The organism is Pseudomonas sp. LP_7_YM (assembly GCF_004364435.1).
Classification (GTDB): domain Bacteria; phylum Pseudomonadota; class Gammaproteobacteria; order Pseudomonadales; family Pseudomonadaceae; genus Aquipseudomonas.
Window position 1 is genome coordinate 243,116 of sequence record NZ_SOCT01000003.1, and the last position, 13,870, is coordinate 256,985.

The 13,870-nt window shown below is 61.0% G+C and carries 10 protein-coding genes; 5 read left to right on the forward strand and 5 right to left on the reverse strand.

Translation table 11 applies throughout. From position 1 onward, the window contains the following. The first annotated feature begins 112 nt into the window (after positions 1-112). Both EC915_RS10185 and EC915_RS10190 read left to right on the forward strand, forming a co-directional pair. On the forward strand, positions 113-796 hold the full coding sequence (locus tag EC915_RS10185; protein ID WP_133750399.1) for a response regulator transcription factor: 684 nt from the start codon (positions 113-115) through the stop codon (positions 794-796). Beyond that, complete coding sequence (locus tag EC915_RS10190; protein ID WP_133750400.1) at positions 774-2,189, forward strand: HAMP domain-containing sensor histidine kinase; 1,416 nt, start codon at positions 774-776, stop codon at positions 2,187-2,189. The genes EC915_RS10185 and EC915_RS10190 overlap by 23 nt, the downstream gene beginning before the upstream one ends. Positions 2,190-2,411: 222 nt before the next feature. Here EC915_RS10190 and EC915_RS10195 read toward each other — a convergent pair whose 3' ends face one another. Next, the gene (locus EC915_RS10195; protein ID WP_133750401.1) at positions 2,412-2,822 is read right to left on the reverse strand and encodes a hypothetical protein; all 411 of its coding nucleotides are present in this window, start codon (positions 2,820-2,822) and stop codon (positions 2,412-2,414) included. Positions 2,823-3,029: 207 nt separating this feature from the next. Here EC915_RS10195 and EC915_RS10200 point away from each other — a divergent pair, with 207 nt between their 5' ends. From EC915_RS10200 to EC915_RS10210, 3 genes are read left to right on the forward strand one after another with little or no spacing between them, the layout of a single operon-like run. Continuing rightward, positions 3,030-6,281: an efflux RND transporter permease subunit gene (locus EC915_RS10200; RefSeq protein ID WP_256658699.1), complete on the forward strand. Its 3,252-nt coding sequence runs from the start codon at positions 3,030-3,032 to the stop codon at positions 6,279-6,281. Beyond that, positions 6,271-7,437 (forward strand): efflux RND transporter periplasmic adaptor subunit, encoded by a 1,167-nt coding sequence (locus EC915_RS10205; RefSeq protein ID WP_133750402.1) that lies wholly within the window; start codon positions 6,271-6,273, stop codon positions 7,435-7,437. Before EC915_RS10200 ends, EC915_RS10205 begins: the two co-directional genes overlap by 11 nt. Next, positions 7,421-8,842 (forward strand): efflux transporter outer membrane subunit, encoded by a 1,422-nt coding sequence (locus EC915_RS10210; protein WP_133750403.1) that lies wholly within the window; start codon positions 7,421-7,423, stop codon positions 8,840-8,842. Before EC915_RS10205 ends, EC915_RS10210 begins: the two co-directional genes overlap by 17 nt. A 198-nt stretch (positions 8,843-9,040) precedes the next feature. On the opposite strand, the gene EC915_RS10215 is transcribed toward EC915_RS10210, so the two are convergent. The 4 genes from EC915_RS10215 to EC915_RS10230 all read right to left on the reverse strand — a co-directional run bounded on the left by EC915_RS10215 (position 9,041) and on the right by EC915_RS10230 (position 13,854). Beyond that, positions 9,041-10,423: a hypothetical protein gene (locus EC915_RS10215; RefSeq protein WP_133750404.1), complete on the reverse strand. Its 1,383-nt coding sequence runs from the start codon at positions 10,421-10,423 to the stop codon at positions 9,041-9,043. 292 nt (positions 10,424-10,715) lie between these two features. Continuing rightward, positions 10,716-11,561: an amidohydrolase gene (locus EC915_RS10220; protein WP_133750405.1), complete on the reverse strand. Its 846-nt coding sequence runs from the start codon at positions 11,559-11,561 to the stop codon at positions 10,716-10,718. 69 nt (positions 11,562-11,630) lie between these two features. Then, positions 11,631-12,920, reverse strand: coding sequence for an MFS transporter (locus EC915_RS10225; protein WP_133750406.1), 1,290 nt, complete (start codon positions 12,918-12,920; stop codon positions 11,631-11,633). A 202-nt stretch (positions 12,921-13,122) separates the two neighbouring features. After that, positions 13,123-13,854, reverse strand: coding sequence for a GntR family transcriptional regulator (locus EC915_RS10230; protein ID WP_133750407.1), 732 nt, complete (start codon positions 13,852-13,854; stop codon positions 13,123-13,125). Positions 13,855-13,870 lie beyond the last annotated feature (16 nt).

The following is a 13,870-nucleotide window of genomic DNA, read 5'->3' on the forward strand; positions in this document are numbered from 1 at the left end:
TTTTAGCCTGCGAATCAAGGCAGTCCTGCGTTCTTAAATTATTTTTAAGAAAACGTGGCCACGTTTAAGGGCAAAATACAGCCTTCAGTCACTACGTGGTTCAGGCAACCCAATGACCCGAATTCTGACAATCGAAGACGATGCCGTCACAGCCAAGGAAATCGTCGCCGAGTTAAGCAGTCACGGCCTGCATGTGGATTGGGTCGACAATGGTCGCGAAGGCCTGGTGCGTGCCGTCAGCGGTGACTACGACCTGATTACCCTCGACCGGATGTTGCCCGAAGTCGACGGTCTGGCGATTGTCACTACCATGCGCGCACTCGGAATCGCCACGCCGATTCTGATGATCAGCGCCCTGTCCGATGTCGACGAGCGCGTCCGCGGTCTGCGTGCCGGCGGCGATGATTACCTCTCCAAGCCCTTCGCCTCCGACGAAATGGCCGCCCGGGTGGAGGTTCTGTTGCGCCGCAGCAACCCGGTCACTCAGGCCGAAACCATGCTTAAGGTCGCTGATCTGGAACTGAACCTGATCACCCGCGAGGCCAGCCGCGCCGGTCAGGCACTGAACCTGTTGCCCACCGAATACAAGCTGCTGGAGTTTCTGATGCGCAACAGCGGCCAGATCATCACCCGCATGATGATCTTCGAGGAAGTCTGGGGTTATCACTTCGACCCCGGCACCAACCTCATCGACGTACACATCGGTCGCTTGCGCAAGAAAATCGATCCCCCTACCCTGACGCCGCTGATACGTACCGTTCGAGGCTCAGGTTATGTCATTGCCGAACCCGTCTAAGGGCTGGCGCTCCTCCAGCAGCCGGCTGCTGGCGCTTTACAGCTTTTTGTTTGTGGCCTGGAGCAGCATCCTCATGGGGGTGCTGTACTGGGAAGTCACCAGTTATCTGAACACCCTCGCCCGCCACTCACTCATGCAGCGCCAGCAATTGTTCTCTCGCTTTCAGGGCGCGCAGCTGGACGATGCCCTGCGCACCAGCGACAAGTTCGATATCCGCACCGTCGACGCCTATGGCCTGTTCGACAAAGACCTGAAACCGATCAGCGGGCCGGTCCACGAAATTCCTAGCGGGCTCAAGCTGACCGGTGAAATTCATGAGCTGGACACCTGCATCGATTCGGACGACCCGGATCTGCCGCCCGCCAGTTGCGATGCGGTGGCCATCCATACCCTCGACGACCGCTGGCTGATTCTGGTGCGTGACAACGGTTCGCTGTTTGCGGTAACCACGCTGATTCTGCGCGCTTTGTTATGGGGGATCTCGCTGACCATCATTCCCGGCATCGCGGGTTGGCATCTTTTACGTCGCCGACCGCTCAGACGCATCGGTGCGATTCAGGCCAGCGCCGAAGCCATCGTCACCGGCGACCTGACCCGACGGCTGCCGGTGTCTGACCGTCGCGACGAGCTGGACATGCTGGCCGATATCGTCAATGCCATGCTCGACCGTATCGAACGGCTGATGAACGAGGTCAAAGGTGTCTGTGACAACATCGCCCATGACCTGCGCACGCCATTGACGCGCCTGCGTGCGCAGCTGTACCGCATTCAGCAGCAGTCCCCGGAAGACTCACCGCAGGGCGAACAGATGGCCCAGGTTATCGCCGATGCCGATACCCTGATGGCGCGCTTCCGTGGATTGCTGCGCATCTCCGAGCTGGAGGATCATCAACGCCGTTCAGCTTTTGGTCAGCTCGATGCATTGCCGTTGCTGCAGGAACTGCATGACTTTTACCTGCCGCTTGCTGAGGAAGGCGGTGTTTCGCTGCAACTGAAAGTCGCCAAGAGCCTCCCGCCCGTGATAGGCGACCGCGCCCTGTTGTTCGAGGCGTTGTCGAACCTGCTCAGTAATTCGATCAAATTCACCCCGGCGGGCGGCCAGGTGCTGATAATCGCCCGCGCCGAAGGCGACACGACCTTCATCGAAGTCCAGGACACCGGCCCCGGCATTCCCGACGCCGAACGGGAAGCGGTGTTCAAGCGTTTCTACCGCAGTGAAACCGGCAATCAGCAAAGTGGCTTCGGCCTGGGGCTGTCCATCGTCGCCGCGATCGTCAGCCTGCATGGCTTCAAATTGCGCATCGGCAACAGCCCCTCGAGGGGCGCAAGTCTGGTGCTGGAATGTCGGCAGGTGTTGGCGTTAGGTGAGCCACCCGCGACTCATGAGCTGTGAGCACAATCTTTCGCGAATGAATTTCCACAGTAGCTCGGCGTAAATACACGAAAGCTGCGCACCGCAGTCCTGTAGGAAATGCCGGAGGTTACGACGGCAGCGAAAGCGGTGTATCAGTCAGCCTGGAACTGCTCGATCCACCGCTTTGGCCACTGTCGCACGGCTCCAGAAGCTTCCACAGGATGGGGACTCAACTGAAGCGGCGAAGCAAAGAACAGTGGCTCACCCCGGCATGCAGGTGAAATCCTTGCTGCGCCCTATCTGATGGCCCTGAGCATCCTCAAGCTTCACCCGATATTCCTCACCCAGACTCGACTCGACCAGCTTGTAACGTTCGCCCGCCTTGAACTGGTCAAAGCTGATGCCCGCTTCGCAGTTCCTCTGCCCGTCGTCGCCGTTGCCTTCGACAATCAGGTCTACATCGAGCTTATGCGCGCCCGGTTTCACGTCGAAATACCGGCCATCGTTCAAACGTTTGCCATCCAGATCCTCCGCCATCAATACACCGGACGGCTCCTCCTGCAAGCCGATCCACGCTTCACTCGGATCAGCCTTGGGCATGGGGCCGGCACAGGCAGAGAGAACAGCCACCAGCCCCAACATGGGCACCAGCAACAATGATTTCGCGTTCATGACATAAACCTCAGCAGTTGAAAAAAGCCCCTGTGGCGCAGGGTGAATTTCGAGGAGGCAAGGCTGCACGCGGCCTGCATGAACAACAAATGAATCCCCCATGAAAGCTCCTTGTGCGCCGGACTAACGATTTGTTCATCTGGCCGAAAGCTGCCTGTTAGGTATCTGCCCCAAGACTGCGCTGATTCGAAATGGGAGGTTTCCGGCATGCTCGGGCTGGTCAAGACTGCATTGCTCAAGCCATACACGTTCATCGTGTTGGCGATATTCATCTGTATTGTCGGGCCGATGGCGGCCGTCAAGACACCCACTGACGTGTTCCCCGACATCGGCATTCCCGTGGTCGCGGTGGTCTGGCAGTACGCTGGCCTGTCCCCGGACGCCATGGCGGGGCGGGTGATCTACACCTATGAGCGCTCGCTCAGCACCACGGTCAACGACATCGAACACATCGAATCGCAGTCGTTGCCGGGCATGGGCATCGTCAAGATCTTCTTCCAGCCGGGCGTCGACATCCGCACCGCCAACGCCCAGGTGACAGCGGTTTCACAAACCGTGCTCAAGCAGATGCCTGCCGGTATCACCCCGCCGCTGATCCTCAACTACAGCGCCTCGACGGTGCCGATCCTGCAAATGGCGTTTTCCAGTCCGACCCTGTCGGAAGCGCGGATCCGCGACCTGGTGCAGAACAGTATCCGTCTGCCGCTCAGCGCGGTGCCGGGGCTGGCGATGCCCACGCCAATGGGCGGCAAGCAGCGGCAGATCACCCTTGACCTGGACCCACAGGCGCTGGCTGCCAAGGGCCTTTCTGCGCAGGACGTCGGCAACGCGCTGGCCGCAGGTAACCAGATCATCCCCGTGGGCACGGTGAAGATGGGTACGGACGAATACACCGTGCTGCTCAACAACAGCCCTCAGGCCATCGACGAACTCAATGACCTGCCGATCAAGACCGTCGACGGCGCGCTGATCACCATTGGGCAGGTGGCCCACGTGCGTGACGGCTCGCCGCCGCAGACCAACATCGTGCGCGTCGATGGCCGTCGAGCGGTGCTGATGCCTGCGCTGAAGAACGGCAATATCTCGACCCTTTCCATCGTCGACAACATCCGCAACATGCTGCCGCTGATCAATGAAAACCTGCCGCCGGAACTGAAGACTTCGCTGCTGGGCGATGCCTCGGTGTTCGTCAAGGAATCGGTGGGCAGCGTAGCGCGGGAAGGCATCATCGCCGCCCTGCTGACCAGCGTGATGATCCTGCTGTTTCTCGGCAGTTGGCGCTCCACCGTGATCATCGCTGCTTCAATTCCACTGGCGGTGTTGTCGGCCATTGCCCTGCTCGCCATCAGTGGCCAGACACTCAACGTCATGACCCTCGGCGGGCTGGCGCTGGCGGTGGGAATTCTGGTGGACGACGCAACGGTCACTATCGAGAACATCAACTGGCACCTGGAACAAGGCAAGGCGGTGCAGGACGCGATCATGGACGGCGCGCGGCAGATCGTCGGCCCGGCGTTCGTGTCGCTGCTGTGTATCTGCATCGTGTTCGTGCCGATGTTCATGCTGCAAGGCATCGCCGGTTACCTGTTCCGCCCCATGGCGCTGGCGGTGATCTTCGCCATGGGCAGCTCGTTCCTGCTGTCGCGCACCTTGGTGCCGACCCTGGCGATGTTTCTGCTCAAGCCGCATGTCCTGGAAGCCGGCCCCGGCCATCACCCGGAAGATGCGTTCATCAACCATCACGAAGGCGATCAGCACGGGCGTCAGCGCAATGGCTTGCTGCGCGCAGCGTTGGCTTTCCAGCAGGGTTTCGAGAAACGTTTCTCGGCAATCCGCGACGTGTATCACGGCCTGCTGGGGCTGGCGCTGAAGCGACGCAAGGCATTCCTGCTGGGCTTTTTGGCCTGTGTACTGGCCAGTTTTGCCCTGCTGCCGAGTCTGGGAGAAGACTTCTTCCCGGCCACCGACGCCGGTGCGTTGTCGATGCACGTGCGCCTGCCGCTGGGCACACGCATCGAAGAAAGCGCCGCGGCTTTCGATCGCATCGAGCAACGCATTCGCCAGATCATCCCCGCCGACGAGTTGGACACGGTGATTGACAACATCGGCATCCCGCTCAGTGGTATCGACATGGCCTACAGCAGCAGTGGCACCATCGGCCCGCAGGATGGTGATATTCAAGTCACGCTCAAGGAAGGTCATGCGCCGACAGCCGACTACGTCAAACGTCTGCGTGAAGCCCTGCCGCAGAGCTTTCCCGGCAGCCAGTTCGCCTTCATGCCGGCGGACATCAGCAGCCAGATTCTTAACTTCGGCGCCCCCGCTCCACTGGACCTGAAAATCTCCGGGCCAAACGGCGAAGCCAACCGCGCCTACGCGCTGGAACTGCAACGCCGACTGCAGCACGTGTCCGGCATCGCCGATCTGCGCATTCAGCAGTCCACCGGCTATCCATCACTGCAGGTGAACGTCGACCGGCTGCGGGCCAAGCAGCTGGGGATCACCGAAAAAGACGTGACCACCAGCCTCGGCGCGTCGCTGGCCGGGACCTCGCAAGTGGCACCGACTTACTGGCTGAACCCGAAAAACGGTGTGTCTTATTCGGTGGTCGCAGCCACGCCGCAATACCGTCTGGACAGCCTGCCGACCCTCGAAGCCTTGCCCATTACCGGCAGCGATGGGCAGTCGCAGATCCTTGGCGGGCTGGCCACCATCAAGCGGGTCGACAGCCCGGCCGTAGTCACCCACTACAACATCCAGCCGACGCTGGACCTGTACGCCAACGTGCAAGGCCGTGATCTGGGCGGTGTGGCGAAGGACGTGCAGAAGGTCATCGATGACATGGCGCACCTGCGCCCCAAAGGCGCGGTGGTCAGCCTGCACGGCCAGATTGACGCCCTGCATGAAGCCTTCAGCGGTTTGAGCCTGGGTCTGCTCGGCGCGGTGGTGCTGATCTATTTACTGATCGTGGTCAACTTCCAGTCCTGGGTGGACCCGTTCGTGATCATCACCGGCCTGCCCGCTGCCTTGGCCGGGATCGTCTGGATGCTGTTCCTCAGCGGCACGTCGTTGTCGGTTCCGGCGCTGACCGGGGCCATCCTGTGCATGGGCGTTGCCACCGCCAACTCGATTCTGGTGGTGAGCTTCTGCCGCGAGCGTCTGGCCGAACATGGCGACGCCCTGCTCGCTGCAATGGAAGCCGGTTATACGCGCTTTCGCCCCGTATGCATGACGGCACTGGCGATGATCATCGGCATGCTGCCGCTGGCCATTTCCCAGGAACAGAACGCGCCGCTTGGCCGCGCGGTCATTGGCGGGCTGATCCTGGCCACCACTGCAACGCTGCTGTTCGTACCGGTGGTGTTCAGCCTGGTGCACCGTCATTCGCAACCCCGCTCGCTAAACCAGCATGCCGCACAAGAACGCAACACTGATGGAGAAACGCCCCATGTCGTCTGAACACGCCCCTTCGCGCAAACGCCTGATGCTCACCGGCATCGGCGGACTGACCCTGGCGGCGCTGCTGGTCGCCAACGGCCTGGCCGCGCGGACCCGCCATGACCACGCGGTCGCCGCCTGGACCGAAAGCCAGTCAGTGCCGGTGGTCACGGTGGTCTCACCCTCCAAGGCGGCTCAAGGCGATACCTTGCAGTTACCGGCACGCCTGGACGCCTGGAGCAAGGCTTCGATCAATGCCCGGGTCAGCGGTTACCTGAAAGACTGGACCGCCGATATCGGCGCCCGGGTGCAGGCCGGTCAGGTGCTCGCGCACATCGACAGCCCGGAACTGGACCAGCAACTGGCACAGACTCGCGCTCATCTGGCGCAGCAGCAGGCCAATGCGCGCATCGCTGAAACCACCGCGCAACGCTGGCAGCATCTGCTGGCCACGCATTCGGTATCGCAACAGGAGGTGGACGAAAAACTGTCCGCCGCCATTGCTGCGAAAGCCGATGCCCAAGCCGCTGTCGCGGATTATCAACGCCTGACGGACCTGGCCGCCTACAAGACCATTCGCGCACCGTTCAGCGGCACGATTACCGCGCGCAATACCGATATCGGCCAGTTGATCAAGGCCGACAACGGTGGCGGCACACCGCTGTTCAGCATGGCCGACACGCATCGCCTGCGCCTGTACGTGCCGGTGCCGCAAAACTACGCCAGCGTCATTCGTCCCGGCATGCAGGTGCAATTGACGGTGCCCGAACATCCGGCGCAGGTTTACAAGGCAACGCTGCTGGGCGATTCCACGGCGATCGATCCGCGCTCCGGCACCTTGCTGGCGCAGTTCGTCGCCGAGAACCCTGACGGGGCTCTGCTCCCCGGCGACTATGCCGACGCCACCTTGCCGGTCGCAGCGGGTAGCCATGGGGTGAGCATCCCGGCCAGCGCACTGGTGTTCCGCGCCCAAGGCACGCAAGTGGCAACTCTGGATAACGCCGGTCACGTGCACCTGCGCAACATTCACATCGCCATGGACCTGGGGGATCGGCTGGTGATCGATCAAGGGCTGCAAGCCACCGACAAGGTCATCGATAACCCGCCCGATGCCCTGCGCGAAAACGATCCCGTGCAACTGGCGAACGTTGGAGGTCAGCATGCGCCTAAGGCTTGAAGGTCTGGCTTTGGCACTGGTCATGGCCGGCGCCATGACGTTGCAGGGTTGCTCACTGGCGCCGACCTATCACGCGCCGACCGTGACACTCCCCGCCCACTACAAGGAAGATGCAGGCCCTTGGCACCCTGCCCGACCTGCCGATCAGGTGCAAACTGCATGGTGGCAGGTGTTCCAGGACAAACAGCTCGATGACCTGCAACAGCAACTGCTCAAGGCCAACCCCGATCTGGCTGCGGCCCTGGCCCATTACGACGCCTCTCAGGCTTACGCCAGTCAGTTGCACGCCGGATTGTTCCCGCAGATCAAGGCCAGCATCAGCCCGCTGCGCCAGCGTCAGTCGGAACACAGGCCGTTGCGCGGCACGACGCAACCTTCGGTGTACAACAGTGACACTGCCGGTTTCAGCCTGAGTTTCGACCCGGACCTTTGGGGCAGGATTCGCAATCAGGTCGCCGCCGGTGATGCACAGGCACAGGCTGGGACCGATGATCTGGCCGTGGCGCGGCTGAGCCTGCAACGCCAGCTGGCGACGCTTTACATTCAAGCCCGAGGCCTGGACGCGCAAAGCCGGATCCTCAAGACGTCGCTGGACGACTACACCCAGGCCCTGCAACTGACCCGTGATCGCTACGAAGGCAAGATTGCCTCGGAACTCGACCTGACCCGCGCCCAGAGCCAACTGGCCGAAGCCCAGGCGCAACTGGACGATGTGAAGGCACAAAGTGACCTTAGCGAACACGCCATCGCCGAACTGGTCGGCGTGTTGCCCAGCGACTTTGCCCTGGTGCACGACGCCCAGCCATTGAAGCTGCCAGACATCCCTCAAGCCCTGCCCGGCAGTGTGTTACAGCAGCGACCGGACATCGCTGCGGCGGAGCGTCGGGTGTTCGCAGCAAACGCCAATATCGGCGTGGCGAAGGCGGCCTGGTATCCGGACTTCAGTCTGACCGGCCTGTTGGGCGGGCAAACGGGAGGCAGCGGCAACCTGCTGGCGGCAGCCAATCGATACTGGGCGTTGGGTCCGCTGGTCAATCTGCCGATCTTCGACGGCGGGCGCCGTCGCGCCAACGAACGCCAGGCCCGCGCCGAATTCGAGGAAGCTGCCGCGCAGTACCACAGCCAGGTGCTCAAGGCGGTGCGCGAAGTGGAAGACAACCTCGGGCAACTGCGCGACTTGCAGCAGGAATCACAGGACCAGCAAGCCGCTGTGGACGCTGCGCAAAGCACTGAACGCATGGCCACCAGCAGCTATGAAGCAGGGGCTGTGAATTACCTCGACGTGGTCACCGCCCAGACCACTGCCCTGCAAGCTCAGAGAAGATTTCAGGTGCTGGACACTAGCCGCTTGCAGGCCAGTGTCGGGTTGGCGGTGGCGTTGGGTGGTGGATGGAAAGCGGGTTGATCGTCACGTTTGAACCGTAGGCAGACATCGCAAATCAGAAATGCCAAAGAACGCGGCACGCCAATCCATCCGCAGGTTGGCCTGCCGCGTTTGCGGGCACGCGTATCCCTCGCTCCACGATATGCATCACGGGGCTTCAAGCAACTGGCTCCTGCTGCGTCGGGTCGAGCGGCACTGAGCTCGACCCCAACAAATCCATCAGCGCTGTGTAGCGCCTTCGACAGGCTCGATGCGCACGTTATCCAGCACAATCTTCGTAGCGTCTTCGCCCAATGAGCCCAGGGTGATGTGTTCGGGCGCCTCCACGACCACACTGTAGGTGCCGAAACGCATCTGGCCGGGCGTAGCGCCGTCGTACAACTCGTGGTATTTGCCCGTCATGCTTTCGCCGACAAAACAGTATTCATTGCAGCCCCAGTCGAAAGTCACGCGTAGGGGTCCCTGCCCTTTGACCCCAAAAGACAGCGTGCTGTTTGCGACCGCATAGTGACCCTTGATGGAGGCCGATGGCAGCGGATCATCACGCACTTCGCCGGACGGGTCGGTCAGCAGGAATTCCAGCCCATTTGAAATCACCCGCCGGTAAGTGCCCGCAGGCACATCCTCAAAGTCGGCGTGCAGCCTCTGGTTTCCGGGATCAAGGCCCTGATCGGCAGAAGAGTAGCGGAAGGTCACCGGCTGACTGTGATTTTTGGGTAGCTCGATGCGCAGGATCGGCAGCGCTACACCGTATGCATCGTAATAGCGGATTTGATCAATCCAGGCCTTGGTCCGCGCCTCCAGTTCAGTGTTCGAACCGCTCAGGTAGACGAAGGCAACCATGGGCAGCGTTGCGCCGATCCCAGGCTGCCAGGTACTCACGATCAACTCGTTATTGGTTTGCCACACCTGCTCGGACGACGTCTGATGCGACACGGCTGATGCGTCGAACCACCGACCGGGCGAACCTGCTTTCGGGCGCAGATCCCAGCCACAAGGTGGCGCGTACTCTCCGTATTTAGCGATCCATTGGCGAGCGGTCAGAATGCCCAATGGCTGGCAAGGCACGGTCGTTTCCGGATTGGACCGCGACGGCCCGCACCCCTGCAACGTGTCACGCTCCCAGGTATTCGCATCCCTTGGAAAGGTGCAAAGCACGTCAAGGGCATACTTGCCCGCCGGCGCCCGGTCATTGGGATAGAACAGCAAGCCGTTGCGGGCATCTACCAGGATATTGGAAAAAGTCTGATCCTGTCTCAGCCAAGCAAATGAAATGCCACCTTTGGTGATGGCACCGGGGCTTGGGTCCCAGGGAAGGTAGGCCCGATTAGTGGTAGTCAATCTGATCCAGACACCACTGCACAGGTACGCAGGTTTATTGATGCCACCGCAGTCGACGGTCCTGTCGTTGTACCAGCTCTGAAGCAGTGCGAGCGCCTGTTCGCCGCGCTGATTCAGCTGTCCGGCGACGCCAGAGGTGGGGGCTGCGTGTTTCGCGATCTGAATCCGGGCAGGAGCGGTAGGCGGCGCGGGAGTATCGACTGTGGTGCCGGAACAGGCAGCCAGCAACAGTACGAGTGATAACGCGAAGAGGGTTCGCATGGTAGATCACCTCAGTCACTTGAATGAGGCGGCACTGAAACAAGCGTTACGCCGAAAGCCTCCTGGCATCTCGATCAGTCCCGCTCCGTGGGAACTGCTCTAGCGTCACGCCGCATCAGGCGACGTTTTATCGAGGCCAGGTAGAACGGCGTACCGCTGATCATTTAAAGCCTAGCAGACGGCGCCGTACACACATTGTCATAGCAGCGCGGCTTGCCGGCAGTGGGGCATCCGACCGCTACCGCCGCCGAGCTGGACGGCTACAGGGACGGGCGGCGGCGGACAAAATGCTTCAGGCCTCGACCATCGAAAAATCGAACAGCACCTGGGGCGCTTCGATCAGCAACGAGCGCATCACTTGAGGGGTACAGCCCAATGCGTGTAATTGCTCGACCACCTGGGTGTAGTTCACCTGCCCCTCGTGCTGCGTATGCGGCCAGTCGCTGCCCCACACCAGGCGCTGCTGGCCGAAACTCTCCATCAGCAAGGGCAGCGCGGCACAAGCGAAGTCAAGGTTTTGCTGTTCGCTGCCTTCCAGGCGATAGATGCCCGAGACCTTCAGCCACAGCTGACCGCAGAGGCCCAGCTCGAGCATCTCGCGCAGGCCGGGTTGGTCCAGCCCAAGTCGCGCGTCGGGCCGCCCGAAATGATCGACCACGACCTTCACCCCAAATGGCAACAGCCCACGAACCAGCGCCGGGATATCCGCCACGTGCCGATGCAACTCCACGTGCCAGTCAAGCTCGGCGATATGGCCGAACAGGATCTTCCACTGCGGTTCGGAAAAATCCGGCAGTGCCTTGCCCATCAGGTTCAGGCGAATACCGACCACGCCGAGACGATCCATCTCGTCCAGTTGCGTGCGGCTGATGTCGTGATCGACTACCACCACTCCGCGCAGTTGCGCAGGGGCTTGTTGCAGCGCATCAAGCAGAAAGCTGTTATCGCTGCCGAGAAAGCTTGGTTGTACCAGCACACCATGGCTCAGGCCGTGGTCTTGCAGGTTTTGCTGATACGCCGCCAGCGTGGCGTCGTAGTCGGGTGAATAGCGTCTTGCCGATGTCAGATCCAGCTCCCTGCTGAATACGTGTGCGTGGCCGTCGATGCCGAGAATCGACGCGGGAAAGGTATCGGACATGGGTCTCATCTATCGAAGAAAAATGCGCGGCCTCTGGCCTGAAGCCGGAACACCGCGCAGGAAGGAATATCAGGCGCTGGCAGTTTCTTTATCCGGAGTGGCCCCCTGAGCGACGGCTGCGCTGGCCTCCAGGCTGCGACCACGGGTTTCCGGCAGGCACAGTGCGGCGATTACGGCCACACCATAGGCAATACCGGCATCGATACCGATGGCCGAGCCCAGCGACATCGACTCGCTCATGTGACCGACCAGAAACGGAAACACCGAGGACAACACGCGACCGAAGTTGTAGCAGAAGCCCACCCCTGCCCCGCGCACGTCAGCGGGGTACAACTCGTTGAACAACGCACCCAGGCTGGCCGGTATGCCGGCAGCGAAGAAGCCCAGCGGGAACCCCAGGAACAGCATTTCGGTATTGGTCAACGGCAGGAACACATAGCACTGCACGGTGATCACGCAGCACAGGGCGAACAGCACGATGTTCATGCGACGGCCGATGCGGTCGATCAAAAAACCACTGGCCACGCAGCCACACCAGAACGCGACAATGATCACCGCCAGATAGCCACCGGAGTTGAGCACCGATAGATTACGTTCGGTCTTGAGGAAAGTCGGCAGCCAGGTCATCACCGCGTGGTAGCCACCGTGGGCGCCCAGCCCGAGCAATCCGCCAAGCAGGGTCACGCGAATCAGTTCAGGACGGAAAATACCGGCCAGGGATTTGAAGAAACTCTGCGGAATGGCCTGCTCTTTTTGCAGACGCTGAAAGCTGTCTGGTTCCTCGACGTTGCGACGTACCCAAATGATCAGGAACGATGGCAACAGACCGACCAGGAACATCACGCGCCAGGCGATATCAGCAGGCACGAACGAATAGATAAGCGTAAATACGCCCACCGCCAGGCCCCAACCCACTGCCCAGGCGCTTTGCACGGTGCCCATGACCTTGCCGCGGTACTTGGGGTTGATCGTCTCGGCCATCAGCACCGCACCGGCCGCCCATTCGCCACCGATGCCGAAGCCTTGCAGGGCCTTGACCACCAGCAGCGAGCTGAAGCCGGTGACGAATGCGGACAGGAACGTGAAGAAGGAGAACCAGAGAATCATCCATTGCAGGGTGCGCACGCGACCGTAACGGTCCGAAAGCGTACCACCGACCCAACCACCCAATGCCGAAGTGATCAGGGTCACACCACTGATCAGCCCGGCATCGCCCTTGCTCAAGGCGAAAGCGGCGATCAGTGCCGGGATGGCCAGACCGAACATCTGGACTTCAAGGGCGTCCAGCGACCAACCACCGAAGCAGGCCCAGAACGTTTTGCGCTCACGAGGAGTGATTTGGCGATACCAATTGAACATGGTTTTTGTCCTTATGCAGGTGAAGCGGCAGTTATTGTTGAGCCCGTTCTGAATGACAGGCTTGTTTGAAAATGGCCCTTGAATCGCGGTCTCCCCTGCGGGAGCAAATTCAATCGCCAGGCGCCAATACATCCCCGTCGCCTGATCCATCTTTCGCGAATCAATTCGCCACCGCAGGATCCGTGGTGAAGTCCGGTGTGAGTTATCGAATATCCACGCTGTAACGAAAATGGCTCGCATGGCCCCGGGAGCGACGCCATTCCAACGGCTGACCGGCGTAATTGCGCGCCAGACGCTCGATCACCACGACCGGGCTGCCGGCCGGCACCTGCAGCAAACGCCCGTGCACGTCGCTGACCGCTTCGGCCGTCAGGGTCTCTTCAGCGTACGCAACGACCTGACCGCACAACTGTTCGTAGAGTGGATAAAGCAAGGGGCCATGGCGGCTGAAATCGGTTTCGAGCAAGGTCTGGAATTGCACCTGCGGCAGCCAAATCTCTTCGGCGAGCACCGGCTGGGCATCGAGCAACCGCAGGCGGATCATGCGAATCACCGGAGCATCCAGCGCCAGCCCCAGCGCTTGGGAAACAGCCGAAGGCGCGCTCACCGGCTCAATGGACAGGATGCGACTCTCGGGCACCTGACGTTCGCCTGAGACACTCTGAAAGCGGAAGAACCTGAACAGGGAAGACTGAAACTGCGGACGCCGAATGAAGGTGCCACGCCCCTGCTGGCGCTCGAGGATGTTCTCGTTGACCAACATGTCGATAGCCTTGCGCACGGTGCCGGTGGACAGGCAGTACTCGCTGGACAATGCAGCTTCGGTGGGAATGGCTTCCCCCGGACGCCAACGATTATTGGCGATCTGCTCAGCCAATTGATCACGCAGGCGTTGATAAAGCGGTAGGCGGACATCACTGGATAACTGATTCATGGCGGCGCTTCGCTGT

Bases quoted from the DNA above. Each gene is read 5' to 3' on its own strand.
- EC915_RS10185 (WP_133750399.1), top strand. From the start codon at position 113: ATGACCCGAATTCTGACAATCGAAGACGATGCCGTCACAGCCAAGGAA.
- EC915_RS10190 (WP_133750400.1), top strand. From the start codon at position 774: ATGTCATTGCCGAACCCGTCTAAGGGCTGGCGCTCCTCCAGCAGCCGG.
- EC915_RS10195 (WP_133750401.1), bottom strand. From the start codon at position 2,822: ATGAACGCGAAATCATTGTTGCTGGTGCCCATGTTGGGGCTGGTGGCT.
- EC915_RS10200 (WP_256658699.1), top strand. From the start codon at position 3,030: ATGCTCGGGCTGGTCAAGACTGCATTGCTCAAGCCATACACGTTCATC.
- EC915_RS10205 (WP_133750402.1), top strand. From the start codon at position 6,271: ATGTCGTCTGAACACGCCCCTTCGCGCAAACGCCTGATGCTCACCGGC.
- EC915_RS10210 (WP_133750403.1), top strand. From the start codon at position 7,421: ATGCGCCTAAGGCTTGAAGGTCTGGCTTTGGCACTGGTCATGGCCGGC.
- EC915_RS10215 (WP_133750404.1), bottom strand. From the start codon at position 10,423: ATGCGAACCCTCTTCGCGTTATCACTCGTACTGTTGCTGGCTGCCTGT.
- EC915_RS10220 (WP_133750405.1), bottom strand. From the start codon at position 11,561: ATGTCCGATACCTTTCCCGCGTCGATTCTCGGCATCGACGGCCACGCA.
- EC915_RS10225 (WP_133750406.1), bottom strand. From the start codon at position 12,920: ATGTTCAATTGGTATCGCCAAATCACTCCTCGTGAGCGCAAAACGTTC.
- EC915_RS10230 (WP_133750407.1), bottom strand. From the start codon at position 13,854: ATGAATCAGTTATCCAGTGATGTCCGCCTACCGCTTTATCAACGCCTG.